Annotated in this window: 1 pseudogene; it reads right to left on the minus strand. The window is 58.3% G+C overall.

Annotated features, from left to right (window positions below):
- Window positions 1–287, minus strand: a pseudogene (locus HMPREF2808_RS02730) (HNH endonuclease); the annotation flags it as partial.
- Window positions 288–307 lie beyond the last annotated feature (20 nt).

The raw sequence follows: 307 nt of genomic DNA on the forward strand, positions 1-307 counted from the left end.
ATTCGCAGGTTCCAGGCGTCGAGGGTTTTCTTGACTTTTGCGGTGTAGGACTCGATGAGTGTGAGGGTGCCTAGGCTGTGGCGTTGTTGAAGGGCTGCGGTCCGGGCTTTGCGTTGTTTACCGCTAAAGCGAGTGGGCCCGAAATACACCTGGTTAAGGCGTGCTAGTTCGGCAGCATCGGAGGCATCCGCGCCGAGCGCGCGGAGCTCGTCGGGTGAGCTGGGTATGTGTTCCACCAGCGCAATCCCCGAGTTGCGAAGGCGGATGTAGGTTTCGATATCCCCCATGAGCACAGAGACTAAAACAG

The sequence above is a fragment of the Corynebacterium sp. HMSC078A10 genome (assembly GCF_001811565.1).
In the GTDB taxonomy this organism is placed as follows: Bacteria; Actinomycetota; Actinomycetes; order Mycobacteriales; family Mycobacteriaceae; genus Corynebacterium; species Corynebacterium hesseae.